Genomic DNA, 25,136 nt, shown 5'->3' with positions numbered 1-25,136 from the left:
TGGTGCGTACCAGCGTAGCGGCGAACTGGACCTGTCAGATAGATCTAACCCTCGGGTAGGAAAGTGGTCAGTGGTGCATCAAACCTGCCTTCGGTGAGCCTGAGGATGTTGGAGTGGGCCAGAACTGTACCGACGCTAGTGAGGGACAATTGACCAAATGAGGTGGATTGCCATTTCTCGCCGAGGTCGATTATTCCTGGAATGGTTTCCTCCATTTCTCGAAGCACGTCATCCTCGCTCATCAGGTTTGCCGTCAGCAGGTTTTCCAGCATTGCTCGTTCATCAGGGTCCGCCCCCATGCTTTTCATCTTCGCTTCAAGCAATTCTTCATCCACGCTGGATACTTGTGTCTTCTGTCCATCCCTGAGGCAGGGAATGAAGTAGGGGGCGGGAATTTTCTTTACGGCTGGATTGTCCAACTCGAAGCCGAGGGAGAAGAACCCTGGGTACGTTCCTAGGGCGAATCGCGGGATGCTGGTGGATATGGGGTGTAGGGTGGCGCATCCAGTCGCAACTAGGTGTTGCGCGTCTGTGCGCGTGACGGCTGCCTCCGTAATTACGGGCGCGAGATTGTCGCGCCACTTCTCATGTAGCCCCTTGATTGTCTGAGCGCCAAATTTGACATGACGGAGAAGGAAGATGAGTGACAATGAAGAGTACTGGCGAAACGTGAGTTTCTGTGCGACGTTGATGGACTCGCTGAGTGCCAGTTGGACAACGTTCCGTTCCATGGTGACAGTTCGCTGAGCAAGGATGTCTACAAGGAGCGACCCGAGGTCGTCGTCCCCGGTCTTTGCGTATGCTGCTTCTGCCTCCAGAATTGCGGCCTGAACGCCTGGATCTTTGATGTTTTCGATCGCCTTCGGCGAGTCCTTTATGAGTTGCTCAATGTACGTCTGAGCGAAGACTTCGACTCGCTCCTTCATTACCTGGAAAGCATCTCTGGAGTAAGCCGAGAAAACTTCCATTGCCATATTCTTTGAGATGTACTCGACGTCCTGTACGCCGAGCCCAATGTTAATGTTATTGGCCTGCAATAGAGCCGAGTTATCTCCGCCCCGCTGGCGTTGCCACATCATCTTCCGCCGAACTTGTTGTTATTGCCGATGTTGATGTCATTGGTTGATTGGATATTGACGGAGTTCGGTCCGCTGTGCTGAGTTTGCCTTGACGGGCTCTGTGCGGGGGGATTGGCCGATCTGGCTTGTACAATCGATACGGTCGAAATTCCGATCCCGATGAGCGAAAGAAACGGGCCCGAGATTCCGGCCAGTTGATTCGACTTTTCTAGCCCCACGTGAAGGAAGTAGGCGCCCAGCGCTGCCATCGCTAGGCCCAGTACGGCACCGCCGATCCACAGCCATCTACGAGTCCTCTGTGTCATGGCGCTCATTGTGACGGAAAGCGCCCATGCAGATGGGGGGTTTGCGGCCTTCCTGGGGCCTCAGCCGCGCGGCTCGCCAGCAAGCGCGCGCTAGCTGTGTGGACGAGGTGTGGACGAGGAAGGCCCCAGGCGTGGGCAGAAGAGAGATGTGCGCAGGTCAGAGGCGGTCTTCTCGTCGCGTCCACGGAAGTCTGTAAATCCGTCGGCTTAGCCTACCCAGGTTCGAATCCTGGCGCCGCCACGCGGAGAGAAGCCCCTTCCTGACTGTGAGAGCAGTTCGGAAGGGGCTTCTTCGTGTACGGCGCCGGTGGGGGCCGTCGGCGGCCAGGCACACTGACTGCATGTCATCGCGTCGCAGGAACTGCCCCGAGTGCCGTCGTGAGATCGCCGTCGTGGCGGGGCGGTTCGCGCGGCACGATCCGCCGGGGGCGAGCGGGGAACTGGTGTCGTGTCCCGGGTCACGCAGGCCGGCCCGGATCGGGGCGGCCCAGCCCGCGCTCGACGGTTTCGTGGTCCCTGAGTTCCCCGGTCAGCTGCCCCTGTTCTGACCCGAGGCGCCGCAGGTCCGGGCCGAGGCGCCGCAGGTCCGGGCCGAGGCGCCTCGGGGCGTCCCGTTCAGTTTCCCGCCACCGACTTCACCGCCACCGACACCGGCGTCGAGCCGCTGATCAGCTCCAGCGTCAGGCCGGCGGTGGCGGGGGTGTCGAGGAGTTCGACGAGCGTCGCGGCCACGTCGTCGCGGGGGATGGGACCGCGTCCGGTGGACGCCTCCAGACGTACGAGGCCCGTGCCGGCGTCGTCGGTCAGCATGCCGGGCCGCAGGATCGTCCAGTCCAGGGCGTCCAGGCCACGCACATAGGCGTCGGCCTCGCCCTTCGCCCGCTGGTACACGTCGAAGACGTCGTCACCCTCGTGCTCCGGGTCCGCTCCCATGGACGAGACGACCAGGTGACGTCGTACGCGCGTCCGCACCGCGGCGTCCGCGAACAGGACTGCCGCCCCGCGGTCGACCGTGTCCTTGCGGGCCGTCCCACTGCCCGGACCGGCGCCCGCCGCGAACACGGCCGCGTCCGCGCCCTGCAGATGCGCGGCGACCTCCTCCACCGACGCCGACTCCAGATCGCACAGCACCGGTTCGGCACCGACCGCGCGCAGATCGTCCGTCTGTTCGGCGCGGCGGATGAGCCCCGCGACCTCGTCACCACGCGCGGCGAGCAACCGCTCCAGCCGCAGCGCGATCTGACCATGACCTCCAGCGATGACAATGCGCATGTTTCCGACCGTACGCCCGACGGGACGCGTTTGCCGCGCAACCATTCGGCCGTCCCGGGTGTCTCAACGATGTTCGCCGTAGCGGCGAGCGCCGGAAATCACGGGGGGACCCAGCACCGTCATGTCTCATGCCATGCCCACGACCGTCGTACGTACGTCCATGAAGCGCGCATCCGTCGCGGCTGCACCCGCGGCCCGCCGGGCCTTCACCGGGGTCGGCTGTGCCGCGGCCGTGCTCGTCACGGTGGCGGCCTGCGGCACCGTGCAGAACCTGACCGCCGGCCAGAAGGTCGACAACGCCGTCGAACAGCTGGGCGAGCAGAAGTCGTTGGCCTTCGGCATGCGGCTCGACGCCGACCCGGACGACCTCGTCGCGCTGATGGGCGAGGACAGCGAGGAGGCGCCGCCGGAGATGGCGGAGTTCTTCACCGGACTGCGCGTCGACGTGTCCGTCAGGTCGAAGAAGCCGCTGGCCGACTCCGGTGAGAAGGACGTCACCGGAATGGGCATGAAGATCTCGGGCAAGGAGGGCGTGTTCGCCGAGTACCGACTCGTCGGCGACTACACGTACTACCGCGCCGACATGCAGGCCATGGGCGACGCGATGGGCATGCCCTTCCCCACCGCCGACGAGCTCGACGACCTCCCGGAGAGCGAGCAGCACATGCGGCCGCTCCTGGAGGGCGACTGGGTCAAGGTCAACACGGCCGACCTGCAGGACGCCGCCGAGGACGCGGGCGCCGGCTCCGGCTCGGGCGGCTCCGACGAACTCGACGCCAAGACCCAGAAGAAGATCCTCGACGCCGTCCGCGGGGTCGTCGCCCGCGAGGTCGACTTCAAGACGAAGAACGGCGAGGACGGCACCGAGGTCATCACCGCCAAGGCGAACTTCCGCGACCTGCTCACCGGAATCGTCGACAAGCTCCAGCCCATCGAGGGCGATCTCCCGCCGGGCGCCGAACTCCCCACGGGCGAGGACATGAAGGACGTCCCGAACAAGAAGGTGGCGGTCGACTTCACCCTCAAGAACGGCGACCTCACCCGGATCGAGACCGACCTCGCGGTGCTCGCCGACGACGCGAAGGGCGCCAAGGCCCCCCTCGTCCTCACCTTCGGCAAGGCCGGCGACATCAGCGCGCCCAAGGGCGCCTCGGAGATCCCGGTCGAGGAGTTCGGCGGCCCGTTCGGCAGCGGCATGTTCAGCGTCTGACCGGCTGCGTCCGCAGGCACGCGCGCGTGGAGACCTACGCAACTCACGCGCGCGTGCCCGCACGCCCCCGCGCGCTTCTCACCACGGCCCGCACCGCCACCCCACCACCCGGCTCCACCCCACCCCTCAGGACGGCTCCCCCCGCCCCTGCCGAGGCAGCTCCGGTGCCGCGCTCGTCGCCCAGCCGCAGTACTCGCGCACCGCGCTGGTGCGCGCCACGACGCGCCCCCGGTGCACGACGATCCGGCTGTACGCCAGGGACAGCACGCCCGCGAGCCGCGCCCCTCGCACGGCGAGAAGTTCGGCGGGGAAGCCGGCCTCGACGCGGACCTCGGGAAGGCCCAGGGCGGCACGCGCGGCCCCGCTGACGGTCTCGTACGCCTCCTCGGGCCGCAGCCCGTACCGCGAGGCCAGCAGGTACGCCGCCTCCAGGGGGTCGCCGCGGCCGACCGGGTTCGACATGTCCCGCAGCGCCCCGCTGCCCGCCGCGACGCGCACCCCGGCCGCGCGCAGCAGCCGTACGGGCGCGGTGCCCCGGCGGTCCACGCTGCCGCAGCCGCCCTGGGGGAGGCAGACGACGGTCACCCCCGCCGCCGCGAGCTGGTCGGCGGCGCGGCCGGCGGCCTGGGAGGGAAGGCGGGCCAGGCCGCCGCACGGGCCGAGCGTCACGCCGGGCCGCAGACCGCCCGCCATGGCCGCGAGCCGCGCGAGCCGGGCCGGGTCGTCGCCCTCGGTGTGCAGGTCGACCGGGCAGTCGTGCTCGGAGGCGATCTCCAGGACGGCCTCCACGTACCCGGTGGGATCGGGGTCCAGATCCGGGCAGCCGCCGACCACCGAGGCGCCCATCTTCACCGCGTCCCGCAGGATCGCGAGCCCGTCCGCCCCGGCCACCCCGGTCAGCACGCGGGGCATCGCCACCGTCGTCACCTCGACGAGGCCACGCAGCGCCCGCCGCGCCTGGAGCACCGCGGCCAGCGCCCCCAGCCCCTGCACGCCGCCCACGTGGACGTGCGAGCGCAAGGCCGTCGCGCCGTGCCCGAGTTGCAGCAGCGCGGCCTCGGTGGCCCGCCGCTGGACGTCCAGGTCGTCGTACGGGACGGGCCCCTCGAAGTCGGCCGACAGGGCCGTGTCGCCGTGCGCGTGCGGCTCGACGGGGGCCGGCAGCAGCAGATGGCCGCCGAGGTCCACCCGGGCGGCGGACACCCCGGACGCGGCGGGCCCGGGGCTCAGGCTGCCCGCCGTGCCGACCGCCTCGATCCGCCCGCCGCCCAGCCGTACGTCCACCACCCGGCCGTCGGTCAGTCGCGCCCCGCACAGCAGCAGGGCACCGGCCTCGTCCGGGCCCGACGGCGGGCCGGAGGAGGAGGGGGACGGCTGCGGGCGGCTGTCGGGCATCGCGCTCCTGGGGCTACAAGATCACGCAGAGTGAGTCGAGCCTAGGCGGGCCGCCCGCCCTCGTCGCGGAGGAGCGCAATAGTCGTACCGGTGCGGTTCACCTGCCGGGAGCCGGCGGGCGGACCGCCGGGAGAGCTGGGAACCGTGGTGTGCGTGAGACCCGCGCGGCCTGCGGAAACACGGTGGACGGTGGCTCCCGGAGCCTCGGCGAAGGCCCGTGGACGACGTGTGGACGGCCCCGGGACGGGCCATGGATGCGGGCCGGGAAACGGATTTGGGTGAACGGCGGTGGGGCGTGTAATGTCTTCATCGCTCGCCCCAATAGCTCAGTCGGCAGAGCGTCTCCATGGTAAGGAGAAGGTCTACGGTTCGATTCCGTATTGGGGCTCTGGTGTGAATGGTTCCCGTCGCGAGACGGGATCCGCTCGCATCACAGCGGTGTAGCTCAGTCGGTAGAGCAAGCGGCTCATAATCGCTGTGTCACCGGTTCAAGTCCGGTCACCGCTACTGACAGTAGCCGATTGCGGGGTCGGTCCTTCGATCGGCTACTCTTCTGTGCGTTGAACCCTGTCCCATCCGTTCGTCAAGGAGCACTCACGTGGCTGCCACCGACGTCCGCCCGAAGATCACGCTGGCCTGCGTGGAGTGCAAGGAGCGGAACTACATCACCAAGAAGAACCGGCGTAACAACCCGGACCGACTGGAGATGAAGAAGCACTGCCCGCGTTGCAACGCGCACACCGCGCACCGCGAAACGCGATAAAACAGGCTCGTACACGAGGCCGTCCCCGAGTGATCGGGGGCGGCCTCGCGTCGTTAGATCGACCGGTACCGGTCAGTACCGCCGTATCCGCAGCAAGCAGGAGGTAGCGAGCCCATGGCGCTCGACCAGTCCTTCGTGGGGCGTTCCTACCCGCCCACCGACCCCTACGAGGTCGGCCGGGAGAAGATCCGCGAGTTCGCGGAGGCCGTGGGGGACACCAACCCCGTGTACACGGACCCCGAGGCGGCCAAGGCGCTCGGGTACGCCGATGTGATCGCCCCGCCGACCTTCGTGTTCTCCATCACCTTCAAGGCGGCGGGACAGGTCGTCCAGGACCCTCAGCTGGGCCTCGACTACAGCCGGGTGGTGCACGGCGACCAGAAGTTCGCCCACAAGCGCCCGGTGCGCGCCGGTGACCGCCTCACCGTCACCTCCACCATCGAGGCGATCAAGTCCCTCGCGGGCAACGACATCCTGGACATCCGCGGCGAGGTCCACGACGAGTCCGGCGAGCACGTCGTGACCGCCTGGACCAAGCTCGTGGCCCGCGCGGCCGAGGAGGCGTGAGAACCCGATGACCGCGAAGATCTCCTACGACGACGTCGAGGTCGGCACCGAACTGCCTGCCCAGACCTTCGACGTGACCCGCGCCACCCTCGTCCGGTACGCGGGTGCCTCCGGCGACTTCAACCCGATCCACTGGAACGAGAAGTTCGCCAAGGAGGTCGGCCTCCCGGACGTCATCGCGCACGGCATGTTCACCATGGCCGAGGCGATCCGCGTCGTCACCGACTGGACCGGTGACCCGGGCGCGGTCCTCGAGTACGGCGTCCGCTTCACCAAGCCCGTCGTCGTCCCCAACGACGACGAGGGCGCCACCATCGAGGTCAGCGCCAAGGTCGGCGCCAAGCTCGACGACCACACCGTCCGCGTGGACCTCACGGCCATGAGCGGCGGCCAGAAGGTCCTCGGCATGTCCAGGGCGGTCGTACGACTGGCCTGACGGCCCCCGCGGCGCGGCCGCACCCCACGGTCCCCCGCCCCTCCCGGGTGCGGGGGTCTCGTACTCTTGAGCCCGTGCAGGAACTCCACGACGCCCCCCTCGCCCCGCTGACCACCTTCCGGCTGGGCGGGCCCGCGCGGCGGCTGATCACCGCGACCACCGACGACGAGGTCGTCGCCGCCGTCCGCGAGGCCGACGACACGGGTACGCCGCTGCTGCTCATCGGGGGCGGCTCCAACCTGGTGATCGGGGACCAGGGCTTCGCCGGAACCGCGCTGGTCCTCGCCACGAAGGGCTTCGCGCTCGACGGGACGCGGCTGGAATTGGCGGCCGGCGAGGTGTGGACCGACGCGGTCGCCCGGACCGTCGAGGCCGGGCTCGCCGGGATCGAGTGCCTGGCCGGCATCCCCGGCTCCGCGGGCGCCACACCGATCCAGAACGTCGGGGCGTACGGCCAGGAGGTCGCCTCCACCATCACCGAGGTCGTCGCCTACGACCGCCGCACCCGCGAGACGGTCACCGTCCCGAACACCGAGTGCGCCTTCTCGTACCGCCACAGCCGCTTCAAGGACGAGCCCGAGCGGTACGTCGTCCTGCGGGTCCGGTTCGAACTGGAGGACGCGGGCGGCCTCTCAGGACCGATCAAGTACGCCGAGACGGCACGCACGCTCGGCGTCGAACCCGGCGACCGGGTGCCCCTCGCCGACGCCCGCGAGACCGTGCTGAAGCTGCGCGCGGGGAAGGGCATGGTGCTCGACCCCGAGGACCACGACACCTGGTCCGCCGGATCGTTCTTCACCAACCCGATCCTCACCGCCGAGCAGTTCGCCGCGTTCCACGCGCGCGTGCGCGAGCGCCTCGGGGACGACGTCACCCCGCCCGCCTACGCCGCCGGCGACGGCCACACCAAGACCTCCGCCGCCTGGCTGATCGACAAGGCGGGCTTCACCAAGGGATACGGCACCGGCCCCGCCCGGATCTCCACCAAGCACACCCTGGCCCTCACCAACCGGGGCGCCGCCACCACCGAGGACCTGCTCGCCCTGGCCCGCGAGGTCGTCACCGGGGTCCGGGACGCCTTCGGGATCACCCTGGTCAACGAGCCGGTGACAGTCGGCGTCCGCCTCTAGGACGCCCCGGCCGGGCGGGCGAGCCAGTCGTCCACCCCGGACAGCAGCTTCGTCCGCTCCAGCTCCGGTGCCGCCGACGCCCGGATCGACTGACGGGCCAGCTCCGCCAACTCCTCGTCCGTGAAGCCGTGGTGGTGGCGGGCGATCTCGTACTGAGCCGCGAGGCGCGAGCCGAACAACAGCGGGTCGTCCGCGCCGAGCGCCATCGGCACACCGGCCTCGAACAGAGTTCGCAAGGGGACGTCCTGGTGTTTCTCGTAGACACCGAGCGCGACGTTCGAGGCCGGGCAGACCTCGCAGGTGATCCCCTGCTCGGCGAGCCGCTTCAGCAGGCGCGGGTGCTCCGCCGCCCGTACCCCGTGGCCCAGCCGGTCCGCGTGCAGGTCGTCCAGGCAGTCCCGCACCGACGACGGTCCGCTCAGCTCACCGCCGTGCGGCGCCGACAGCAGGCCACCCTCACGGGCGATCGCGAACGCCCGGTCGAAGTCGCGCGCCATGCCCCGGCGCTCGTCGTTGGAGAGCCCGAATCCGACCACGCCCCGGTCCGCGTACCGCACCGCGAGCCGGGCCAGCGTGCGCGCGTCCAGCGGGTGTTTCATCCGGTTCGCCGCCACCAGCACCCGCATCCCCAGCCCGGTCTCCCGCGACGTCCTGTCGACCGCGTCCAGGATGACCTCCAGCGCCGGGATCAGTCCGCCCAGCCGGGGCGCGTACGACGTCGGGTCCACCTGGATCTCCAGCCAGCCCGAACCGTCCCGCACATCCTCCTCCGCGGCCTCCCGCACCAGCCGCTGGATGTCGTCGGGCTCCCTGACGCACGAGCGCGCCGCGTCGTACAGCCGCTGGAACCGGAACCACCCTCGCTCGTCCGTGGCCCGGAGCTTCGGCGGTTCGCCGCTGGTCAGCGCCTCCGTCAGCGCCTCGGGCAGCCGCACCCCGTACTTGTCGGCCAGTTCCAGCACGGTCGTGGGCCGCATCGACCCGGTGAAGTGCAGATGCAGATGGGCCTTGGGCAGTTCAGAGAGATCACGTACACGCTCCATCGCCCGATCCTGCCGCACCTTCACGCCGTCCCGGAAGCGGAATCCTCGAACGTGGTCTTGCTCGCACACGGACTCGCCCACGGCAAAGGGCGGGTCACCCCCGAAATTTCGGAGGTGACCCGCCCCGGTGAGCAGCGCGCGACGTCAGTCCGTCGCCTCCGCCAGCAGCTTCTGGATGCGGGAGACGCCCTCGACGAGATCCTCGTCACCCAGGGCGTACGACAGACGCAGATAGCCGGGGGTGCCGAAGGCCTCACCGGGGACGACCGCGACCTCGGCCTCCTCCAGGATCAGCGCGGCCAGCTCGACCGTGTTCTGCGGGCGCCGGCCCCGGATCTCCTTGCCGACGAGGTCCTTCACCGACGGGTAGGCGTAGAACGCACCCTCGGGCTCCGGGCAGAGGACACCGTCGATCTCGTTGAGCATCCGCACGATCGTCCTGCGGCGGCGGTCGAAGGCCTCCTTCATCTTCTCGACGGCCGACAGGTCGCCGGAGACGGCGGCCAGCGCGGCCACCTGCGCCACGTTGGAGACGTTCGACGTGGCGTGCGACTGGAGGTTGGTCGCGGCCTTGACGACGTCCTTGGGGCCGATGACCCAGCCCACGCGCCAGCCGGTCATCGCGTACGTCTTCGCGACACCGTTGACCACGATCGTCTTGTCCGCGAGCTCGGGCACGACCACCGGCAGCGAGTGGAACTCCGCGTCGCCGTAGACCAGGTGCTCGTAGATCTCGTCGGTCAGGACCCACAGGCCCTTCTCGGCGGCCCAGCGGCCGATCTCCTCGACCTGCGCGCGGGTGTAGACGGCGCCGGTCGGGTTGGAGGGGGAGACGAAGAGGAGCACCTTCGTGTTCTCCGTGCGGGCCGCCTCCAGCTGCTCGACGGAGACCCGGTAGCCGGTGGTCTCGTCGGCGACCACCTCGACCGGGACACCGCCGGCGAGACGGATCGACTCCGGATACGTCGTCCAGTACGGCGCCGGGACGATGACCTCGTCGCCCGGGTCGAGGATCGCGGCGAACGCCTCGTAGATGGCCTGCTTTCCGCCGTTGGTGACGAGGACCTGCGAGGCGTCGACCGCGTAGCCGGAGTCGCGCAGGGTCTTCGCGGCGATCGCGGCCTTCAGCTCCGGCAGACCGCCCGCCGGCGTATAGCGGTGGTACTTCGGGTTCTTGCAGGCCTCGACGGCCGCCTCGACGATGTAGTCCGGGGTCGGGAAGTCGGGCTCACCGGCGCCGAAGCCGATCACCGGGCGCCCGGCGGCCTTGAGTGCCTTGGCCTTGGCGTCCACGGCGAGGGTGGCGGACTCGGAGATCGCGCCGATGCGCGCGGAGACCCGGCGCTCGGTGGGAGGGGTTGCAGGGCTCATGGACCCCATCGTTTCAGACAGGAAACGCGCCGGGCACGCGGGTTTCACAGACTGAACAGGCACGGAACAACCGTCCGTATCCGCGGCCGGAAACAGTCGATCTTCGACGAGCAACGCCCCTGCGGACGCTTTCTGTTCGACGACAGGCCTCGGACCACGTATGCTCTCTCCTCGTTGGCCTTCACCGGCCGCGCCCGGCAGGTGCACACCGAGCACTCGGTCGGATGCGGTACGTTGGGGGAGAACCGCAAAGGGTCGTAGCTCAATTGGTAGAGCACTGGTCTCCAAAACCAGCGGTTGGGGGTTCAAGTCCCTCCGGCCCTGCTACACACTCCTCACGCCAGGATGTGTGCGCATGTACGTACAGCAATGTTCCGCCGTGCGGCTCAGACCGGGCGCGGCACGGCCACGACCCGGACCGGAATCAGGTGAGGATGAATGACGGACGCCGTGGGCTCCATCGACACGCCTGATGCCCAGGACGAGGTGCCCGAGGACAAGAAGAAGACCCGCAAGGGCGGCAAGCGTGCCAAGAAGGGCCCGCTGAAGCGCCTCGCGCTCTTCTACCGCCAGATCGTCGCGGAGCTGCGGAAGGTCGTCTGGCCGACCCGCTCCCAGCTGACGACCTACACCACGGTGGTCATCGTCTTCGTCGTCATCATGATCGGTCTTGTCACCGTGATTGACTTCGGCCTCGACAAGGCCGCCAAGTACGTCTTCGGCTGAGCCGAGAGCGAAGGGCGCCGTTACCTGGCGCCCCTTTCGCGTGTTCCACCCCCATGATCCAGGAAGAAGCAGCCACGTGTCTGACCCGAACCTGAAGGACGCCATGGAGCCTCGCGGTGAAGGTGCCGAGTCCGTGGACGACGAACTCGACATCGTCGAGGGAGCAGACTCCGAGGACGGTGTCGACGAGTTCGAGGCTGCCGAGGCCGAGGCGGGGGAGCCGGCCGAGGAAGAAGCCCTGCACGTCGAGGACGACTCCGCCGAGGCGGACGCCGACGAGGACGAGGACGAGGCGACCGAGGAGGTCGCCGAGGAGGAGCCCGAGCCGGTCGACCCCGTCGAGGCCCTCCGTGAGGAACTGCGGACCCTGCCCGGCGAGTGGTACGTCATCCACACGTACGCCGGTTACGAGAACCGTGTGAAGACCAACCTCGAACAGCGTGCCGTCTCGCTGAACGTCGAGGACTTCATCTTCCAGGCCGAAGTGCCGCAGGAAGAGGTCGCGCAGATCAAGAACGGCGAGCGCAAGACGATCCGCCAGAACAAGCTTCCCGGATACGTCCTGGTCCGCATGGACCTGACGAACGAATCCTGGGGCGTCGTCCGCAACACCCCCGGCGTCACCGGCTTCGTGGGCAACGCCTACGACCCGTACCCGCTGACCCTGGACGAGATCGTCAAGATGCTCGCGCCGGAGGCCGAGGAGAAGGCCGCCCGCGAGGCCGCCGAGGCCGAGGGCAAGCCGGCGCCCGCCCGCAAGCTCGAGGTCCAGGTGCTGGACTTCGAGGTCGGCGACTCGGTCACCGTCACCGACGGCCCGTTCGCCACGCTGCAGGCGACCATCAACGAGATCAACGCGGACTCGAAGAAGGTCAAGGGCCTCGTGGAGATCTTCGGCCGCGAGACCCCGGTCGAGCTGTCGTTCGACCAGATCCAGAAGAACTGAGTTCTTCGGGGCGATACAACCCACGCTTCCGACCAGGTCGGACAAGCTCTCCGCAGCTTGTCTGACCTGCTCGGTTTTTGGCCGCGCATCTATACCCGCTATCGTTGTGCGGTATGCCTTCATCTGGCCGCGAACCGGATGAGGGCGCACTCGAATCGAAAGGACCCGGAGAGTAATGCCTCCCAAGAAGAAGAAGGTCACGGGGCTCATCAAGCTCCAGATCCAGGCCGGTGCGGCCAACCCGGCTCCGCCGGTCGGCCCGGCCCTGGGTCAGCACGGCGTCAACATCATGGAGTTCTGCAAGGCCTACAACGCCGCGACCGAGTCGCAGCGCGGGTGGGTCATCCCGGTGGAGATCACGGTCTACGAGGACCGCTCCTTCACCTTCGTCACCAAGACGCCCCCGGCCGCCAAGATGATCCTCAAGGCCGCGGGTATCGAGAAGGGCTCCGGCGAGCCGCACAAGACCAAGGTCGCCAAGATCACCGAGGCGCAGGTCCGCGAGATCGCCACGACGAAGATGCCCGACCTCAACGCCAACGACCTGGACGCCGCCGCGAAGATCATCGCCGGTACCGCGCGTTCCATGGGCGTCACGGTCGAGGGCTGAATCCCACCTTCGTAGAACCATGCGGCTCACGGAGCCGCACGTGGTAGGGCCTGCTCGGTCCGTACACCACGACTCCTTTCAGAACACACAGGAGCAGTTGTGAGCAAGCGCAGCAAGGCTCTCCGCGCTGCGGACGCCAAGGTCGACCGGGACAAGCTCTACGCCCCGCTCGAGGCCGTCCGTCTCGCCAAGGAGACCTCCACGTCCAAGTTCGACGGCACCGTCGAGGTCGCCTTCCGTCTGGGTGTCGACCCGCGCAAGGCCGACCAGATGGTTCGTGGCACCGTGAACCTCCCGCACGGCACCGGTAAGACCGCCCGGGTCCTGGTCTTCGCGACCGGTGACCGTGCCGAGGCCGCCACCGCCGCCGGCGCCGACATCGTCGGCTCCGACGAACTGATCGACGAGGTGGCGAAGGGCCGTCTGGACTTCGACGCCGTCGTCGCCACCCCGGACCTCATGGGCAAGGTCGGCCGCCTCGGCCGCGTGCTCGGTCCCCGTGGTCTCATGCCGAACCCCAAGACCGGCACCGTGACCCCGGACGTCGTGAAGGCCGTCAACGACATCAAGGGCGGCAAGATCGAGTTCCGCGTCGACAAGCACTCGAACCTGCACTTCATCATCGGCAAGACGTCGTTCGACGACACCAAGCTGGTGGAGAACTACGCCGCGGCGCTGGAGGAGATCCTCCGTCTGAAGCCGTCGGCCGCCAAGGGTCGTTACATCAAGAAGGCCGCGATCAGCACCACGATCGGCCCCGGCATTCCGATCGACTCCAACCGCACCCGCAACCTCCTCGTCGAGGAGGACCCGGCCGCCGTCTGAGCCTGACGCTCACCGGCAGCCGCGTCGCGGACGCAGAGTCCGAGGACGAGCCCCGCACCTTTCGAGGTGTGGGGCTCGTCCCTTTCCGGCATACGGGCCCGGTGCGGGTCTTTCGGCGTACGGGTGGGCATACGCGCGCGAATGTGCTGCCCTGGTGTGCGGAGCACGGTGAATCTCCCGGGGGGTGGGGACGGATGACCAGGACGACCACGTGTCGCCGTACGGCTGTGTCGTTCGCGGTGGTGGCCGCGCTGACGGGGGTGGTGGCCTGCGGCTCCTCGGACTCGGGCGGGGACGGCGGGGGTGATCCGTTCGCGGCGCTGAGGCTCGCGGACGAATCCACCCGCGACGCCGACTCGTCGCGGATCGAGTCCACCGGCGACCTGGGCGAGCTGATGTCCATCGAGGCGGACGGAGAGGTCGACTGGGCCGACGGCCTGGACGGCACCATGACCATCACCTACACGGGCGGCCAGGCGGCCGACCAGATGCGCCGGCTGGGCATCACCTCGACCGAGGCCCGCTATCTGCCGGACGCCTACTACGCGGACATGGGCGATCTGTTCGCCGGGCAGTACGGCGGCAAGCGGTGGATCAGGTACGCGTACGAGGACATGGACGAGATGATCGGCGGGGCCTCCGGCGCCTATGTGCAGGAGCACTTCAAGAGCGTCACACCGAACCAGTCCGTCCGGCTCCTGCTGGCCTCCGGTGATGTCGAGAACGTCGGCGAGGAGGACGTACGCGGGGAGCGGACCACGCACTACTCCGGCACCGTGGACGTCGCCGACCTCCAGGAGCGGAACGCGAACCTCGGCGAGGAGATGCGGGCCCAGTTGGAGGAGCAGCTCAAGGCGTCCGGCATCACCACCGTCGACATCGACCTCTGGATCGACGGCGACGACCTGCTGGTCAAGAAGGTCGAGAACGCCGACACCGCGAACGGCACGGTGAACTCCACGGTCCACTACAGCGACTACGGCGTCGACGTCTCCACCGAGGAGCCGCCGGCCGCCGAGACGGTCGACTACAAGGACCTGATGAGCGGCCTGCCGACGAGCTGAATTCGCAGGACAGCCACATTCGGGTGGCGCTAGTGTCCCAGCCGTCCCGCAAGGGTGGGGCGTGAGGTACGAGGGGGACACATGAGGTTTGCCGCACGCGACTCCGTAGGTCGTCGCAGAGCTGTCGGCATCGCCGTGGTGGCCGCGCTGTTCGGCGGTGCCACCGCCTGCGGCACACAGGCGGTGGCCGAGGCGGAACCGAGGACGCCCGCCGAGGCCGTGGCCCGGGCCGCCGAGCGGACGACGGACGTCGCGTCGCTGCGGTACCGGGTGAGCGGGACGCTGCCGGAGCACGGGAAGCTGCGGGTCGAGGCGGCGATGACCGTACGGCCGACGGCCATGCGTATGGAACTGACCGGACTGGGCGAGAGCGGGAAGAAGCCCCTGGACGTGCGGTTCGCCGACGGGGTGATCTACGCCGAGGGGGACGCGGCCGCCGTCGGCGGCCCGGCGGACAAGGAATGGATCAGCGCCGGCCCGGCCGTGTGGGGACGTGGCGCGGCGGACAACAACACGTACCGCGTCCTGCCCGCGCCGCTGGAGGCGAGTCCGCTCGCGCAGTCCACGCTCCTGACCGGCGCGAAGGAGGTCCGCGAGGTCGGAGCCGAGACGGTCGACGGAAGCGGGACCACGCACTACCGGGGCACGGTCACCACGAAGAGCCTGCGGGCCGCCCAGTCGGCCGCCCCCGACGAGCCGACCCGGAAGCTGCGGACGGACAGCCTCGACCAGTTCATGATGCTGGGCATCGAGGAGACGCTCACCGTGGACCTGTGGGTCGACGACGACGGCCGGGCCGAGCGGTACCGGCTGCGGGGCGAGACCCACGCCCTGAAGGAGGGCCGCCTGGTCGACACGGGCCCGCTCGACCTGACCGTCACCCTCCTGGACGTCGACCGGCCGGTGACCGTCGAGACCCCGGCGGCCGAGGACACCGTGGACCTCGCCGAGCGGGTGGACGGGGCGGGAGAGGGCTGAGTGGCGGCCTCCGGGAGCGGATTTGCTTGACAGGGATACGGTCCCGTACTCTTCCGGAGAAGCCAAAGACCGCTGGTCGTTGCCGTGTGCTCGTGAGAGGGCGCGGTGGCCGAAGGATCCGCTGAACTGCGGACGACCCGCGCAGGTGACTGTGGAAGTTGCTCCTGGTCCGGTTCCGTGATCGTACGGAATTCGTCCGGTCGAGCTACGCCCCGTGCGCCTGCGCCGGGGCGTTTCGTTGTGTTCAGCCCCTTCTGAGCGGTCCTCATCACCCGGAAGGAGGCCGACGCTCTATGGCAAGGCCCGACAAGGCTGCCGCGGTGGCCGAGCTCACGGAGCAGTTCCGTAGCTCGAACGCCGCTGTGCTGACCGAGTACCGGGGTCTCACTGTGGCGCAGCTCAAGAACCTGCGCCGTTCGCTCGGTGAAGACGCCCAGTACGCCGTGGTGAAGAACACGCTGACCAAGATCGCGGCCAACGAGGCCGGGATCTCTACGCTCGACGACCTGTTCAACGGTCCGACGGCGGTTGCCTTCATCACCGGTGACCCGGTGACGTCGGCGAAGGGTCTTCGTGACTTCGCCAAGGACAACCCGAACCTCGTCATCAAGGGCGGTGTCCTTGACGGCAAGGCGCTGTCCGCCGACGAGATCAAGAAGCTTGCGGACCTCGAGTCCCGCGAGGTTCTGCTCTCCAAGCTGGCGGGTGCCTTCAAGGGCAAGCAGTCCCAGACTGCTCAGCTCTTCCAGGCGCTTCCCTCGAAGCTCGTCCGCACCGTGGACGCTCTTCGCGCCAAGCAGGACGAGCAGGGCGGTGCCGAGTAACTCGGCTCGCGCATTGATCCGCGCCGCCTGACGCGCGGGTCGTAGCGGGCCGTAAGTACGCCCGCCGTTTCGATACAACCGGCACCTGCCGACATTAGTGGAAGGATCGCCCATCATGGCGAAGCTCAGCCAGGAAGACCTGCTCGCGCAGTTCGAGGAGATGACCCTCATCGAGCTCTCCGAGTTCGTGAAGGCGTTCGAGGAGAAGTTCGACGTCACCGCCGCCGCGGCCGTCGCCGTCGCGGGCCCGGCCCAGGGTGGCCCGGCCGCCCCGGTCGAGGAGGAGAAGGACGAGTTCGACGTCATCCTCACCGGTGCCGGCGACAAGAAGATCCAGGTCATCAAGGTCGTGCGTGAGCTGACCTCCCTGGGCCTGAAGGAGGCCAAGGACCTCGTGGACGGCGCCCCGAAGCCCGTTCTCGAGAAGGTCGCCAAGGACGCCGCCGAGAAGGCCGCCGAGTCCCTCAAGGGCGCCGGCGCCTCCGTCGAGGTCAAGTAAGGCCCACGGGTCCCCACGGACCCGCTCCCGCGCCGCTCCGGCAACCGGGGCTGTAACGCGGACGCACTGAAGGGCGATCACCCATGTGGGTGGTCGCCCTTCGGCGTTCGGGGACGTCGAGTGACGGCTGCCTTGCACTGTCGGTGGCGGCGAGTATGGTGATCTTCGTCGTGCCTCCGAGCACCCCTGGTGACCGGCCGCGAGTGACGATCGCAGCATCTGGTTCGGGCATGGGGGGCCTTGACGAACTGCACGCAGCGCGCAATTCTCAGGACGCGTCGTCACACGGATCCGAACTCCGAGGCATGGATCGACGGCGAAGAGGGCAGTATCGATGTGCATCGAGGGCGTGGCTTGCCGCAGGCGTTGAGGAACAACGAGGGTTTCCGAGGGTCCGTAAACCCGCACTGGACATCAGTGGGCCAATTGGCTACACTGACCCTTTGCGCTGCCTGTTAGCTGCCTCCTGCCCGTCACCAGGGGCATGCCCTCGCTCGAGCACCGACGATTGAACGTCCCTCACCTGGGGCTTTCCATCTCCGCGCCCGGTCGAGGGGGCCGGTACGCGCGTAGTGAGTCCGAGCCCTCGGAAGGACCCCCTCTTGGCCGCCTCGCGCAACGCCTCGACCGCGAATACGAACCCCGCCGCCAGCACCGCCCCGCTGCGCATCTCTTTTGCAAAGATCAAGGAGCCTCTCGAGGTTCCCAACCTGCTCGCGCTGCAGACCGAGAGCTTTGACTGGCTGCTCGGCAACACCGCCTGGCAGAGTCGGGTCGAGGAGGCTCTGGAGAACGGACAGGACGTCCCCACCAAGTCCGGTCTGGAGGAGATCTTCGAGGAGATCTCCCCGATCGAGGACTTCTCCGGGTCGATGTCGCTGACGTTCCGCGACCACCGTTTCGAGCCGCCGAAGAACAGCATCGACGAGTGCAAGGACCGCGACTTCACGTACGCGGCACCGCTCTTCGTCACCGCCGAGTTCACCAACAACGAGACCGGCGAGATCAAGTCCCAGACGGTCTTCATGGGCGACTTCCCGCTCATGACCCACAAGGGCACCTTCGTCATCAACGGCACCGAGCGTGTCGTGGTGTCGCAGCTGGTCCGTTCGCCGGGTGTCTACTTCGACTCCTCCATCGACAAGACGTCCGACAAGGACATCTTCTCCGCCAAGATCATCCCGTCCCGGGGTGCCTGGCTGGAGATGGAGATCGACAAGCGCGACATGGTCGGTGTGCGTATCGACCGCAAGCGCAAGCAGTCCGTGACCGTCCTCCTCAAGGCACTCGGCTGGACCACCGAGCAGATCCTGGAGGAGTTCGGCGAGTACGAGTCCATGCGCGCCACCCTGGAGAAGGACCACACCCAGGGGCAGGACGACGCGCTGCTCGACATCTACCGCAAGCTGCGTCCGGGCGAGCCCCCCACGCGTGAGGCCGCGCAGACGCTTCTGGAGAACCTGTACTTCAACCCCAAGCGCTACGACCTCGCGAAGGTCGGCCGCTACAAGGTCAACAAGAAGCTGGGTGCGGAGGCTCCGCTCGACGCGGGCGTCCTGACCGTCGAGGACGTCATCTCGACGATCAAGTACCTGGTGAAGCTGCACGCGGGCGAGACCGAGACGGCCGCCGACAACGGCCAGACGATCGTCGTCGAGACCGACGACATCGACCACTTCGGCAACCGTCGTCTGCGCAGCGTCGGCGAGCTCATCCAGAACCAGGTCCGTACGGGTCTGGCGCGTATGGAGCGTGTCGTCCGCGAGCGCATGACGACCCAGGACGTCGAGGCGATCACGCCCCAGACCCTGATCAACATCCGGCCGGTCGTCGCCTCCATCAAGGAGTTCTTCGGCACCAGCCAGCTGTCGCAGTTCATGGACCAGAACAACCCGCTGTCGGGTCTCACCCACAAGCGCCGTCTGTCGGCTCTTGGCCCGGGTGGTCTCTCCCGTGAGCGGGCCGGCTTCGAGGTCCGTGACGTGCACCCGTCCCACTACGGGCGCATGTGCCCCATCGAGACGCCCGAAGGCCCGAACATCGGTCTGATCGGTTCGCTCGCCTCCTACGGCCGGGTCAACGCGTTCGGTTTCGTGGAGACGCCGTACCGCCGGGTCACCGACGGTGTCGTCACCGACGAGGTCGACTACCTGACGGCCGACGAAGAGGACCGCTTCGTCATCGCGCAGGCCAACGCCACGCTCGACGAGGGCATGCGCTTCACCGAGAACCGCGTCCTGGTCCGCCGTCGTGGCGGCGAGGTCGACTACGTCCCCGGTGACGACGTGGACTACATGGACGTCTCGCCGCGCCAGATGGTGTCGGTCGCGACCGCCATGATCCCCTTCCTGGAGCACGACGACGCCAACCGTGCCCTCATGGGCGCGAACATGATGCGTCAGGCCGTGCCGCTCATCAAGAGCGAGTCCCCGCTCGTCGGCACCGGCATGGAGTACCGCTCCGCCGTCGACGCCGGCGACGTGGTCAAGGCCGAGAAGGCGGGTGTGGTCCAGGAGGTCTCCGCGGACTACATCACCACGACCAACGACGACGGCACGTACATCACGTACCGCCTGGCCAAGTTCGCCCGCTCCAACCAGGGCACCTCGGTCAACCAGAAGGTCATCGTCAACGAGGGCGACCGGATCATCGAGGGCCAGGTCCTGGCCGACGGTCCGGCCACCGAGAACGGCGAGATGGCCCTCGGCAAGAACCTGCTCGTGGCGTTCATGCCGTGGGAGGGTCACAACTACGAGGACGCGATCATCCTGTCGCAGCGCCTCGTGCAGGACGACGTCCTCTCCTCGATCCACATCGAGGAGCACGAGGTCGACGCCCGTGACACCAAGCTCGGCCCCGAGGAGATCACCCGGGACATCCCGAACGTCTCCGAGGAGGTCCTCGCCGACCTCGACGAGCGCGGCATCATCCGCATCGGTGCCGAGGTCGTCGCCGGCGACATCCTGGTCGGCAAGGTCACGCCCAAGGGTGAGACCGAGCTGACCCCGGAGGAGCGTCTGCTCCGCGCGATCTTCGGTGAGAAGGCCCGTGAGGTCCGTGACACCTCGCTGAAGGTGCCGCACGGCGAGATCGGCAAGGTCATCGGCGTCCGCGTCTTCGACCGCGAGGAGGGCGACGAGCTTCCCCCCGGTGTGAACCAGCTGGTGCGCGTGTACGTGGCGCAGAAGCGGAAGATCACCGACGGTGACAAGCTCGCCGGCCGTCACGGCAACAAGGGCGTCATCTCCAAGATCCTGCCGATCGAGGACATGCCGTTCCTGGAGGACGGCACCCCGGTCGACATCATCCTCAACCCGCTCGGCGTGCCGTCCCGAATGAACCCGGGACAGGTCCTGGAGATCCACCTCGGCTGGCTCGCCAGCCGCGGCTGGGACGTCTCCGGTCTCGCCGACGACTGGGCGAAGCGCCTGCAGGTCATCGGCGCCGACTCCGTCGCCCCCGGCACCAACGTCGCGACCCCGGTCTTCGACGGTGCCCGCGAGGACGAGCTGGCCGGTCTGCTCCAGCACACCATCCCGAACCGCGACGGCGAGCGCATGGTGCAGCCGACCGGTAAGGCGAGGCTGTTCGACGGCCGCTCCGGTGAGCCGTTCCCGGACCCGATCTCCATCGGGTACATGTACATCCTCAAGCTGCACCACCTGGTCGACGACAAGCTGCACGCCCGGTCGACCGGTCCGTACTCGATGATCACCCAGCAGCCGCTGGGTGGTAAGGCCCAGTTCGGTGGCCAGCGCTTCGGTGAGATGGAGGTGTGGGCGCTGGAGGCTTACGGCGCCGCGTACGCCCTCCAGGAGCTGCTGACCATCAAGTCCGACGACGTCACCGGCCGCGTGAAGGTCTACGAGGCCATCGTCAAGGGCGAGAACATTCCCGAGCCCGGCATCCCTGAGTCCTTCAAGGTTCTCATCAAGGAGATGCAGTCCCTGTGCCTCAACGTGGAGGTGCTGTCCTCGGACGGCATGTCCATCGAGATGCGCGACACCGACGAGGACGTCTTCCGCGCTGCGGAGGAGCTTGGCATCGACCTGTCCCGGCGCGAGCCGAGCAGCGTCGAAGAGGTCTGACGGGAGTTCGGCGGCCTTCGCCATGAAGGCCGCCGGCCCCAGGACCCCCGTATCAGACCCCATGACTTACAACCCTGAGAGGGATTGACGCATAGTGCTCGACGTCAACTTCTTCGACGAGCTCCGGATCGGTCTGGCCACCGCTGACGACATCCGTCAGTGGAGCCACGGCGAGGTCAAGAAGCCCGAGACGATCAACTACCGCACGCTCAAGCCCGAAAAGGACGGACTCTTCTGCGAGAAGATCTTCGGTCCGACCCGGGACTGGGAGTGCTACTGCGGCAAGTACAAGCGTGTCCGCTTCAAGGGCATCATCTGTGAGCGCTGTGGCGTCGAGGTCACGCGCGCCAAGGTGCGTCGTGAGCGGATGGGCCACATCGAGCTGGCCGCTCCCGTCACCCACATCTGGTACTTCAAGGGCGTTCCGTCGCGGCTGGGCTACCTGCTCGACCTCGCCCCGAAGGACCTGGAGAAGGTCATCTACTTCGCGGCGTACATGATCACGTACGTCGACGAGGAGCGCCGCACCCGCGACCTGCCCTCCCTGGAGGCCCACGTCTCCGTCGAGCGGCAGCAGATCGAGAACCGTCGCGACGCCGACCTCGAGGCCCGCGCCAAGAAGCTCGAGACCGACCTGGCCGAGCTGGAGGCCGAGGGCGCCAAGGCCGACGTGCGCCGCAAGGTGCGCGAAGGTGCCGAGCGGGAGATGAAGCAGCTGCGCGACCGTACGCAGCGCGAGATCGACCGTCTCGACGAGGTGTGGACCCGGTTCAAGAACCTCAAGGTCCAGGACCTGGAGGGCGACGAGCTCCTCTACCGCGAGCTGCGTGACCGCTTCGGCACGTACTTCGACGGTTCGATGGGTGCCGCGGCGCTGCAGAAGCGCCTGGAGTCCTTCGACCTGGACGAGGAGGCCGAGCGCCTCCGCGAGATCATCCGCACCGGCAAGGGCCAGAAGAAGACCCGTGCGCTCAAGCGCCTCAAGGTCGTCTCCGCGTTCCTGCAGACCAGCAACAGCCCCAAGGGCATGGTGCTGGACTGCGTGCCGGTCATCCCGCCGGACCTCCGCCCGATGGTGCAGCTGGACGGTGGCCGCTTCGCGACCTCCGACCTGAACGACCTGTACCGCCGTGTGATCAACCGGAACAACCGTCTGAAGCGGCTTCTCGACCTCGGCGCGCCCGAGATCATCGTGAACAACGAGAAGCGCATGCTCCAGGAGGCCGTCGACGCGCTGTTCGACAACGGCCGTCGTGGTCGTCCGGTCACCGGTCCCGGTAACCGCCCGCTGAAGTCCCTCAGCGACATGCTGAAGGGCAAGCAGGGTCGATTCCGTCAGAACCTGCTCGGCAAGCGTGTGGACTACTCCGCGCGTTCCGTGATCGTCGTCGGTCCGCAGCTGAAGCTGCACCAGTGCGGTCTGCCGAAGGCGATGGCGCTGGAGCTGTTCAAGCCGTTCGTGATGAAGCGGCTCGTGGACCTCAACCACGCGCAGAACATCAAGAGCGCCAAGCGCATGGTCGAGCGTGGCCGCACCGTCGTGTACGACGTCCTCGAAGAGGTCATCGCCGAGCACCCGGTGCTGCTGAACCGTGCGCCCACCCTGCACCGCCTCGGTATCCAGGCCTTCGAGCCGCAGCTGGTCGAGGGCAAGGCCATCCAGATCCACCCGCTCGTCTGCACCGCGTTCAACGCGGACTTCGACGGTGACCAGATGGCCGTGCACCTGCCGCTGTCCGCGGAGGCGCAGGCCGAGGCCCGCATCCTGATGCTGTCCTCGAACAACATCCTCAAGCCCGCCGACGGCCGTCCGGTGACGATGCCGACCCAGGACATGGTCCTCGGTCTGTTCTTCCTCACTACCGACGGCGAGCTGCGTGACACCAAGGGCGAGGGGCGTTCGTTCGCCTCCACGGCCGAGGCGATCATGGCGTTCGACGCCGGCGAGCTGGCGCTGCAGTCCGCGGTGGACATCCGCTTCCCGGTGGGCACCATCCCGCCGCGCGGCTGGACCCCGCCGGAGCGCGAGGAGGGCGAGCCGGAGTGGCAGCAGGGTGACAGCTTCCGTCTGAAGACCACGCTCGGCCGTGCGCTCTTCAACGAGCTGCTGCCCGAGGACTACCCGTTCGTCGACTACTCGGTGGGCAAGAAGCAGCTCTCCGAGATCGTCAACGACCTGGCCGAGCGCTACCCCAAGGTCATCGTGGCGGCGACGCTCGACAACCTGAAGGCGGCCGGCTTCTTCTGGGCGACCCGCTCCGGTGTCACCGTGGCCATCTCCGACGTCGTCGTTCCCGAGGCGAAGAAGGAGATCGTCCGCGGGTACGAGGCGCAGGACGAGAAGGTTCAGAAGCAGTACGAGCGCGGTCTGATCACCAAGGAAGAGCGCACGCAGGAGCTCATCGCGATCTGGACCAAGGCGACCAACGAGGTCGCCGAGGCGATGAACGCGAACTTCCCCAAGACCAACCCCATCTTCATGATGGTCGACTCGGGTGCCCGAGGAAACATGATGCAGATGCGGCAGATCGCGGGTATGCGCGGTCTGGTGTCGAACGCGAAGAACGAGACCATCCCGCGTCCCATCAAGGCCTCGTTCCGTGAGGGTCTGTCGGTGCTGGAGTACTTCATCTCCACGCACGGTGCCCGTAAGGGTCTGGCGGACACCGCCCTGCGTACCGCCGACTCGGGTTACCTGACCCGTCGTCTGGTGGACGTCTCGCAGGACGTCATCATCCGCGAGGAGGACTGCGGCACCGAGCGCGGTCTGAAGCTGCGGATCGCCTCGAAGGACGAGACCGGGGTCCTGCGCAAGGCCGAGGACGTCGAGACCAGCGTCTACGCCCGCATGCTCGCCGAGGACGTCGTCATCGACGGCAAGGTGATCGCGCCGGCCAACGTGGACCTGGGCGACGTGCTCATCGACCAGCTCGTGCACCACGGTGTCGAGGAGGTCAAGACCCGCTCGATCCTGACCTGTGAGTCCAAGGTCGGCACGTGCGCCATGTGCTACGGCCGCTCCCTGGCCACCGGCAAGCTGGTCGACATCGGTGAGGCGGTCGGCATCATCGCCGCCCAGTCCATCGGTGAGCCCGGTACCCAGCTGACGATGCGTACCTTCCACACCGGTGGTGTGGCCGGTGACGACATCACGCAGGGTCTGCCGCGTGTCGTGGAGCTCTTCGAGGCCCGTACGCCCAAGGGTGTCGCGCCGATCTCCGAGGCGGCCGGTCGCGTCCGCATCGAGGAGACGGAGAAGACCAAGAAGATCGTCATCACGCCGGACGACGGCAGCGACGAGACGGCGTTCCCGATCTCGAAGCGTGCCCGTCTGCTGGTGAGCGAGGGCGAGCACGTCGAGGTGGGCCAGAAGCTCACCGTGGGTGCCACCAACCCGCACGACGTGCTGCGCATCCTGGGTCAGCGTGCGGTCCAGGTCCACCTGGTCGGCGAGGTCCAGAAGGTCTACAACTCGCAGGGTGTGTCGATCCACGACAAGCACATCGAAATCATCATCCGGCAGATGCTCCGCCGCGTGACGATCATCGAGTCCGGCGACGCCGAGCTGCTGCCCGGTGAGCTGGTCGAGCGGTCGAAGTTCGAGACCGAGAACCGTCGTGTGGTCCAGGAGGGCGGTCACCCGGCCTCCGGTCGTCCGCAGCTGATGGGTATCACCAAGGCCTCGCTGGCGACGGAATCCTGGCTGTCGGCCGCCTCCTTCCAGGAGACGACCCGAGTCCTGACGGACGCGGCGATCAACGCCAAGTCCGACAGCCTCATCGGCCTCAAGGAGAACGTCATCATCGGTAAGCTCATCCCGGCCGGTACGGGTCTGTCCCGCTACCGCAACATCCGGGTCGAGCCGACCGAGGAGGCCAAGGCCGCGATGTACTCGGCCGTCGGCTACGACGACATCGACTACTCGCCGTTCGGCACGGGCTCCGGCCAGGCCGTTCCGCTGGAGGACTACGACTACGGTCCGTACAACCAGTAGGCGAGCGGTTG

At 67.7% G+C, this 25,136-nt stretch carries 22 protein-coding genes and 3 tRNA genes; 19 read left to right on the top strand and 6 right to left on the bottom strand.

Annotated features, from left to right (window positions below; all coding sequences use genetic code 11):
• Positions 1–44 precede the first annotated feature (44 nt).
• Both RM704_RS25320 and RM704_RS25315 read right to left on the bottom strand, forming a co-directional pair.
• Complete coding sequence (locus RM704_RS25320; RefSeq protein WP_157856710.1) at positions 45–1,037, bottom strand: LPO_1073/Vpar_1526 family protein; 993 nt, start codon at positions 1,035–1,037, stop codon at positions 45–47.
• Positions 1,038–1,075: 38 nt separating this feature from the next.
• Positions 1,076–1,384: a hypothetical protein gene (locus RM704_RS25315; protein ID WP_157856711.1), complete on the bottom strand. Its 309-nt coding sequence runs from the start codon at positions 1,382–1,384 to the stop codon at positions 1,076–1,078.
• Positions 1,385–1,725: 341 nt separating this feature from the next.
• On the opposite strand from RM704_RS25315, the gene RM704_RS25310 reads away from it, so the two are divergent.
• Entirely contained in the window at positions 1,726–1,932 is a 207-nt protein-coding gene (locus RM704_RS25310) for a hypothetical protein (RefSeq protein WP_033528306.1), read from the top strand.
• 67 nt (positions 1,933–1,999) lie between these two features.
• On the opposite strand, the gene RM704_RS25305 is transcribed toward RM704_RS25310, so the two are convergent.
• Positions 2,000–2,656 carry an SDR family oxidoreductase gene (locus tag RM704_RS25305; protein ID WP_033528307.1) on the bottom strand — a complete coding sequence of 219 codons (657 nt, stop codon included), beginning with the start codon at positions 2,654–2,656 and terminating at the stop codon, positions 2,000–2,002.
• A 133-nt stretch (positions 2,657–2,789) separates the two neighbouring features.
• On the opposite strand from RM704_RS25305, the gene RM704_RS25300 reads away from it, so the two are divergent.
• Positions 2,790–3,866: a hypothetical protein gene (locus RM704_RS25300; RefSeq protein WP_311591252.1), complete on the top strand. Its 1,077-nt coding sequence runs from the start codon at positions 2,790–2,792 to the stop codon at positions 3,864–3,866.
• Positions 3,867–3,992: 126 nt separating this feature from the next.
• On the opposite strand, the gene RM704_RS25295 is transcribed toward RM704_RS25300, so the two are convergent.
• Positions 3,993–5,261: an amidohydrolase family protein gene (locus RM704_RS25295; RefSeq protein WP_033528308.1), complete on the bottom strand. Its 1,269-nt coding sequence runs from the start codon at positions 5,259–5,261 to the stop codon at positions 3,993–3,995.
• Positions 5,262–5,576: 315 nt separating this feature from the next.
• Between RM704_RS25295 and RM704_RS25290 the strand changes: the two genes are divergently transcribed.
• From RM704_RS25290 to RM704_RS25265, 6 genes are all read left to right on the top strand, one after another.
• Positions 5,577–5,649 (top strand) — tRNA-Thr (locus RM704_RS25290).
• Positions 5,650–5,695: 46 nt separating this feature from the next.
• Positions 5,696–5,768, top strand: a tRNA-Met gene (locus tag RM704_RS25285).
• A 91-nt stretch (positions 5,769–5,859) separates the two neighbouring features.
• A complete protein-coding gene (rpmG, locus tag RM704_RS25280) occupies positions 5,860–6,024 on the top strand; it encodes a 50S ribosomal protein L33 (protein ID WP_003948671.1) in 165 nt (54 codons plus the stop codon).
• Positions 6,025–6,138: 114 nt separating this feature from the next.
• Positions 6,139–6,591: a MaoC family dehydratase N-terminal domain-containing protein gene (locus RM704_RS25275; protein WP_033528309.1), complete on the top strand. Its 453-nt coding sequence runs from the start codon at positions 6,139–6,141 to the stop codon at positions 6,589–6,591.
• 7 nt (positions 6,592–6,598) lie between these two features.
• A complete protein-coding gene (locus RM704_RS25270; protein WP_033528310.1) occupies positions 6,599–7,027 on the top strand; it encodes a MaoC family dehydratase in 429 nt (142 codons plus the stop codon).
• 74 nt (positions 7,028–7,101) lie between these two features.
• Entirely contained in the window at positions 7,102–8,157 is a 1,056-nt protein-coding gene (locus RM704_RS25265) for a UDP-N-acetylmuramate dehydrogenase (RefSeq protein ID WP_033528311.1), read from the top strand.
• Here RM704_RS25265 and RM704_RS25260 read toward each other — a convergent pair.
• Both RM704_RS25260 and RM704_RS25255 read right to left on the bottom strand, forming a co-directional pair.
• Positions 8,154–9,200 carry an adenosine deaminase gene (locus tag RM704_RS25260; protein WP_033528312.1) on the bottom strand — a complete coding sequence of 349 codons (1,047 nt, stop codon included), beginning with the start codon at positions 9,198–9,200 and terminating at the stop codon, positions 8,154–8,156. The genes RM704_RS25265 and RM704_RS25260 overlap by 4 nt on opposite strands.
• A gap of 144 nt (positions 9,201–9,344) precedes the next feature.
• Complete coding sequence (locus tag RM704_RS25255; protein WP_033528313.1) at positions 9,345–10,571, bottom strand: pyridoxal phosphate-dependent aminotransferase; 1,227 nt, start codon at positions 10,569–10,571, stop codon at positions 9,345–9,347.
• A gap of 251 nt (positions 10,572–10,822) precedes the next feature.
• Between RM704_RS25255 and RM704_RS25250 the strand changes: the two genes are divergently transcribed.
• From RM704_RS25250 to RM704_RS25200, 11 genes are all read left to right on the top strand, one after another.
• Positions 10,823–10,895 (top strand) — tRNA-Trp (locus tag RM704_RS25250).
• A gap of 114 nt (positions 10,896–11,009) precedes the next feature.
• Entirely contained in the window at positions 11,010–11,297 is a 288-nt protein-coding gene (gene secE, locus RM704_RS25245; RefSeq protein WP_033528314.1) for a preprotein translocase subunit SecE, read from the top strand.
• Positions 11,298–11,373: 76 nt separating this feature from the next.
• Entirely contained in the window at positions 11,374–12,243 is an 870-nt protein-coding gene (gene nusG / locus RM704_RS25240; protein ID WP_033528315.1) for a transcription termination/antitermination protein NusG, read from the top strand.
• A gap of 175 nt (positions 12,244–12,418) precedes the next feature.
• Positions 12,419–12,853: a 50S ribosomal protein L11 gene (gene rplK / locus RM704_RS25235; RefSeq protein WP_033528316.1), complete on the top strand. Its 435-nt coding sequence runs from the start codon at positions 12,419–12,421 to the stop codon at positions 12,851–12,853.
• 99 nt (positions 12,854–12,952) lie between these two features.
• Positions 12,953–13,678 (top strand): 50S ribosomal protein L1, encoded by a 726-nt coding sequence (gene rplA / locus RM704_RS25230; protein WP_033528317.1) that lies wholly within the window; start codon positions 12,953–12,955, stop codon positions 13,676–13,678.
• Positions 13,679–13,872: 194 nt separating this feature from the next.
• Complete coding sequence (locus RM704_RS25225; protein ID WP_033528318.1) at positions 13,873–14,742, top strand: SCO4651 family lipoprotein; 870 nt, start codon at positions 13,873–13,875, stop codon at positions 14,740–14,742.
• A gap of 81 nt (positions 14,743–14,823) precedes the next feature.
• A complete protein-coding gene (locus RM704_RS25220; protein ID WP_052146123.1) occupies positions 14,824–15,720 on the top strand; it encodes an SCO4651 family lipoprotein in 897 nt (298 codons plus the stop codon).
• Positions 15,721–16,013: 293 nt separating this feature from the next.
• Positions 16,014–16,544: a 50S ribosomal protein L10 gene (gene rplJ / locus RM704_RS25215; protein ID WP_033528319.1), complete on the top strand. Its 531-nt coding sequence runs from the start codon at positions 16,014–16,016 to the stop codon at positions 16,542–16,544.
• A gap of 115 nt (positions 16,545–16,659) precedes the next feature.
• Positions 16,660–17,043, top strand: a complete 384-nt coding sequence (gene rplL / locus RM704_RS25210; protein ID WP_030039747.1) for a 50S ribosomal protein L7/L12 — start codon at positions 16,660–16,662, stop codon at positions 17,041–17,043.
• Between the two features lie 602 nt (positions 17,044–17,645).
• Complete coding sequence (gene rpoB, locus RM704_RS25205; RefSeq protein ID WP_033528320.1) at positions 17,646–21,131, top strand: DNA-directed RNA polymerase subunit beta; 3,486 nt, start codon at positions 17,646–17,648, stop codon at positions 21,129–21,131.
• A 94-nt stretch (positions 21,132–21,225) separates the two neighbouring features.
• Positions 21,226–25,125, top strand: coding sequence for a DNA-directed RNA polymerase subunit beta' (locus RM704_RS25200; protein ID WP_033528321.1), 3,900 nt, complete (start codon positions 21,226–21,228; stop codon positions 25,123–25,125).
• Positions 25,126–25,136 lie beyond the last annotated feature (11 nt).

This window comes from Streptomyces gottesmaniae (assembly GCF_031845845.1).
Taxonomy (GTDB): Bacteria; Actinomycetota; Actinomycetes; order Streptomycetales; family Streptomycetaceae; genus Streptomyces; species Streptomyces akebiae.
The sequence above is the reverse complement of the archived record's forward strand: the minus strand, read 5'-3'. Positions and strand labels throughout refer to the sequence as shown.

Bases quoted from the DNA above. Each gene is read 5' to 3' on its own strand.
- RM704_RS25315 (WP_157856711.1), bottom strand. From the start codon at position 1,384: ATGACACAGAGGACTCGTAGATGGCTGTGGATCGGCGGTGCCGTACTG.
- RM704_RS25310 (WP_033528306.1), top strand. From the start codon at position 1,726: ATGTCATCGCGTCGCAGGAACTGCCCCGAGTGCCGTCGTGAGATCGCC.
- RM704_RS25305 (WP_033528307.1), bottom strand. From the start codon at position 2,656: ATGCGCATTGTCATCGCTGGAGGTCATGGTCAGATCGCGCTGCGGCTG.
- RM704_RS25300 (WP_311591252.1), top strand. From the start codon at position 2,790: ATGCCCACGACCGTCGTACGTACGTCCATGAAGCGCGCATCCGTCGCG.
- RM704_RS25295 (WP_033528308.1), bottom strand. From the start codon at position 5,261: ATGCCCGACAGCCGCCCGCAGCCGTCCCCCTCCTCCTCCGGCCCGCCG.
- RM704_RS25275 (WP_033528309.1), top strand. From the start codon at position 6,139: ATGGCGCTCGACCAGTCCTTCGTGGGGCGTTCCTACCCGCCCACCGAC.
- RM704_RS25270 (WP_033528310.1), top strand. From the start codon at position 6,599: ATGACCGCGAAGATCTCCTACGACGACGTCGAGGTCGGCACCGAACTG.
- RM704_RS25260 (WP_033528312.1), bottom strand. From the start codon at position 9,200: ATGGAGCGTGTACGTGATCTCTCTGAACTGCCCAAGGCCCATCTGCAT.
- RM704_RS25255 (WP_033528313.1), bottom strand. From the start codon at position 10,571: ATGAGCCCTGCAACCCCTCCCACCGAGCGCCGGGTCTCCGCGCGCATC.
- secE (WP_033528314.1), top strand. From the start codon at position 11,010: ATGACGGACGCCGTGGGCTCCATCGACACGCCTGATGCCCAGGACGAG.
- rplK (WP_033528316.1), top strand. From the start codon at position 12,419: ATGCCTCCCAAGAAGAAGAAGGTCACGGGGCTCATCAAGCTCCAGATC.
- RM704_RS25225 (WP_033528318.1), top strand. From the start codon at position 13,873: ATGACCAGGACGACCACGTGTCGCCGTACGGCTGTGTCGTTCGCGGTG.
- RM704_RS25220 (WP_052146123.1), top strand. From the start codon at position 14,824: ATGAGGTTTGCCGCACGCGACTCCGTAGGTCGTCGCAGAGCTGTCGGC.
- rplJ (WP_033528319.1), top strand. From the start codon at position 16,014: ATGGCAAGGCCCGACAAGGCTGCCGCGGTGGCCGAGCTCACGGAGCAG.
- rplL (WP_030039747.1), top strand. From the start codon at position 16,660: ATGGCGAAGCTCAGCCAGGAAGACCTGCTCGCGCAGTTCGAGGAGATG.